This window comes from Synechococcus sp. R55.7 (genome assembly GCF_047461955.1).
Taxonomy (GTDB): domain Bacteria; phylum Cyanobacteriota; class Cyanobacteriia; order Thermostichales; family Thermostichaceae; genus Thermostichus.
This window is the reverse complement of the sequence record NZ_JANSIC010000276.1, coordinates 1-2,942: the sequence shown is the minus strand read 5'-3', so window position 1 is coordinate 2,942 and position 2,942 is coordinate 1. Positions and strand designations below refer to the sequence as shown.

Annotated in this window: 3 protein-coding genes; all 3 read left to right on the top strand. The window is 57.7% G+C overall.

All coding sequences use genetic code 11. The features are described 5' to 3' along the window. The first annotated feature begins 159 nt into the window (after positions 1-159). From NW820_RS11625 to rimI, 3 genes are read left to right on the top strand one after another with little or no spacing between them, the layout of a single operon-like run. Positions 160-1,302 carry a 5-(carboxyamino)imidazole ribonucleotide synthase gene (locus NW820_RS11625; protein ID WP_414407560.1) on the top strand — a complete coding sequence of 381 codons (1,143 nt, stop codon included), beginning with the start codon at positions 160-162 and terminating at the stop codon, positions 1,300-1,302. Then, entirely contained in the window at positions 1,299-1,748 is a 450-nt protein-coding gene (locus NW820_RS11620; protein ID WP_414407559.1) for a hypothetical protein, read from the top strand. The genes NW820_RS11625 and NW820_RS11620 overlap by 4 nt, the downstream gene beginning before the upstream one ends. Positions 1,749-1,754: 6 nt before the next feature. Further along, positions 1,755-2,288, top strand: a complete 534-nt coding sequence (gene rimI / locus NW820_RS11615; protein WP_414407558.1) for a ribosomal protein S18-alanine N-acetyltransferase — start codon at positions 1,755-1,757, stop codon at positions 2,286-2,288. Positions 2,289-2,942: the final 654 nt, after the last annotated feature.

Sequence of the window (2,942 nt, the reverse complement as noted above, 5' to 3'; positions counted from 1 at the left end):
GGTTGAGAGGGTTCCACCGTTTTTCTCCTAGCGCTGGAGGGCAAGGGGTCCCATAATGGGGTTCTGGATCCAAGAAGCAATGGACAGCGGCCCACCACCCAGTATAACGGTACGGCTGTGGAAACCCAGGTATCCTCAAAAGACCAGAGATCCCAACCTGTGGGGGTGATTGGCGGCGGGCAGTTGGCGCAGATGTTGGCCTTGGCAGCTCGCCAGATGGGGATCCCGCTGGTGGTGCAGGCTGCTGCTCCCACCGATCCGGCGGTGGCAGTGGCCGATGGGGTGGTTTGGGGATCCACAGCCGACAGCCAGGCCACGGCCCAGTTGTTGGAGCGCTGCCCGGTGGTTACTTTTGAAAACGAGTTTATCCCTCTGCCGGAGCTGAAAAAACTGGATCCGGAGGGATCCCGCTTTCGTCCCAGCCTCAGCACGCTAGAGCCGCTGCTGGACAAGTTGCACCAACGGCAGTTCCTGGCGCGGTTGGGGTTGCCGGTGCCGACTTTTTTTCCGCTGGAGGCGGTGTTGGATTCGGCAGACCTGGCTGGACTGGGCTTTCCGGTGGTGCTCAAGCGACGGCGGCAGGGCTACGATGGGCAGGGCACCTGCATCTTGCGCGACCGAGTGGCTTTGCAGCAGGCCCTTAGCCAATCTGAGGGGATCCCGCTATTGCTGGAGGAATGGATCCCGTTTGAGCGGGAGTTGGCGGTGATGGTGGCGCGGGGGCTGAAGGGAGAGATCCGGGTTTATCCGGTGGTGGAAACTGTGCAGATTGAGCAAATCTGCCGCCATGTCCTGGTGCCTGCCCGCATCCCCCCAACCACCGAGGCCGAGATCCGGCGCTTGGCAGCCGATCTGATGGAAAAATTGGGTGCAGTTGGCGTGTTTGGCATCGAGCTGTTCTGGGTGCCGCCGCCCCACCCCAAGGCCGGGATCTGGATCAACGAAATCTCGCCGCGGGTCCACAATTCCGGCCACTACACCCTAGAAGCCTGCCGCACCTCACAATTCGAGCAACACCTGCGGGCCATCCTCGGCCTGCCCTTGGGGGATCCCTCCCTCAAGTGTGGGGGGGCAGTGATGGTCAATCTCTTGGGCTATGAGCATTCCACCGGCGATTACGCAGAAAAGCGGCAGCGCCTGGCCCAGCTCCCCAATGCCACGGTGCATTGGTACCACAAAACCCCTGCCCGCCCAGGGCGAAAACTGGGCCATGTGACCGTCTGTCTGCCGACTGCTCCCTCTCCTTTCGAAGCAGCAGCCCTTGTCCGCACCCTCGAATCCCTCTGGTACCCCCAGCCATGAGCCAAGCGCAGGATCCCTCATTTTCTCCAGCCACACAAGCCCTGATCCAGGCCATGCAACGGCGGGATGTGCCCGCGGTAGCTCAGCAGGTGAACGGCTTGTCCCCTCAAGAGCGCCCTGCTGTGTTGACCCCTGCCCTCCAATACCTGGCCGAGGTGGATCCCGCCAGCGCCCAGTGGTTTGTTCGCCACCTCATGGCCCCTGCGGTCAAAGCGCAACTGCGAGAAGGGATCCTCAAAGCCGCCCAAGACTACCTACAGGAAGCCGGCTTCACCGAAGGGATCGACTACGAATTCAAGCCTGTTCGCGAAGGCGGTGCGGAGCACCATCCCCAATCGGGGGGCAACATCTTGAGCATCAGCCGCAGAGCCTTGCCCTACGCGGCTCCCGATGACGATCCCTTGGGGCAGTTGTTGTTGGCGGAATTCTGCGAATTGCGAGACTAGGCCACCATGAGCGGTACGAGTTATCGGCTGCAGGTGCTGGACATCACTGCCCTGCCCCAACTGCTGGAGCTGGATCGACGGTGTTACGGAGGATACTGGGGAGAACAGGGATATCGAGCGGAGCTGGAACGACCCACAAGCACGGTGATTGGGGTAGTGGCGGAACCCGCTGCCGTTGGCGCTTCGTGTGGCTCGGGCCGAGCCGAGTTTCCCCTTCCCTCTCCAAACCCCACTTCGCCGACGCAGACGACAAAAGAGCTGGTGGGCTTCGGCATTCTCTGGCGCATTGAAGAAGAAGCGCATATCATCTCCTTGGCGGTGGATCCCGAGCACCGGCAACAGGGCTTGGGCCGGCGGATTCTGGAAGAACTGCTGAACCAAGCGAGAGCAGCAGGCTGCCGCTGGGCCACTCTGGAGGTAAAGGCTTCCAATCAAGCGGCAATCCGCCTGTACGAATCGGCAGGGTTTCAACGGCTGGGACGTCGCAAGGGGTATTACAACGGAGAAGATGCGCTGGTGTATTGGAAGAAACCGATTTAGAAAAGCGTCAATTGTAAATTGAAGAACTGCAAACGTATTTCGGGATACACCTTAGGCCAGACAGTGAGCAAGCCAATAGGCTAAGCATATCAAGGCTACAGGGGATCCAACCCATTGACCGAGTGTCGATTGCCCGTTTGATTCTTTATATAGGTCATCAAAATGCTCTCATTCTGTGGATGCAAACTGCCCGCTACAGTTCCTCCCAGCAACACTGACTCTAGCCAATGCAGCCGCATCCATCGCACAACAGAGATCCTGACTTAATCTACAAAGCTCCTGCTCGGTGGGGAAAAGCTATAATCTGCGGTATCAACAACTTGAGTTCGATCCTTGCCGTTCGATGGCCCATCGGAGCTTTGACTGATGGCTGGAGCCCTTGGGTTAATAGAATGTGAAGTTTTATTTCGAGATCCGATATTTCTGCCTCAATATATATTTTTCATATCATATTCCCCCTTTGGCCAACTTGCCTGAAAAAACACTTCAGGTTAACCTACACTTGTTATCTGCCCATCCTGAGCATTTTCAAGCTGTGAGGATCATTATGGACACCTCTGGAAACACCATTGGAGATGAGGCCATCTCTTTTGTCGTCAGTCTTTGGTCTAGGCTTATCGATTTTATGCCCAATCTCCTTGCGGCGATTGCCAT

Excerpts from the sequence above, each read along its gene's own strand:
- rimI (WP_414407558.1), top strand. The coding sequence starts at position 1,755 with ATGAGCGGTACGAGTTATCGGCTGCAGGTGCTGGACATCACTGCCCTG.
- NW820_RS11620 (WP_414407559.1), top strand. The coding sequence starts at position 1,299 with ATGAGCCAAGCGCAGGATCCCTCATTTTCTCCAGCCACACAAGCCCTG.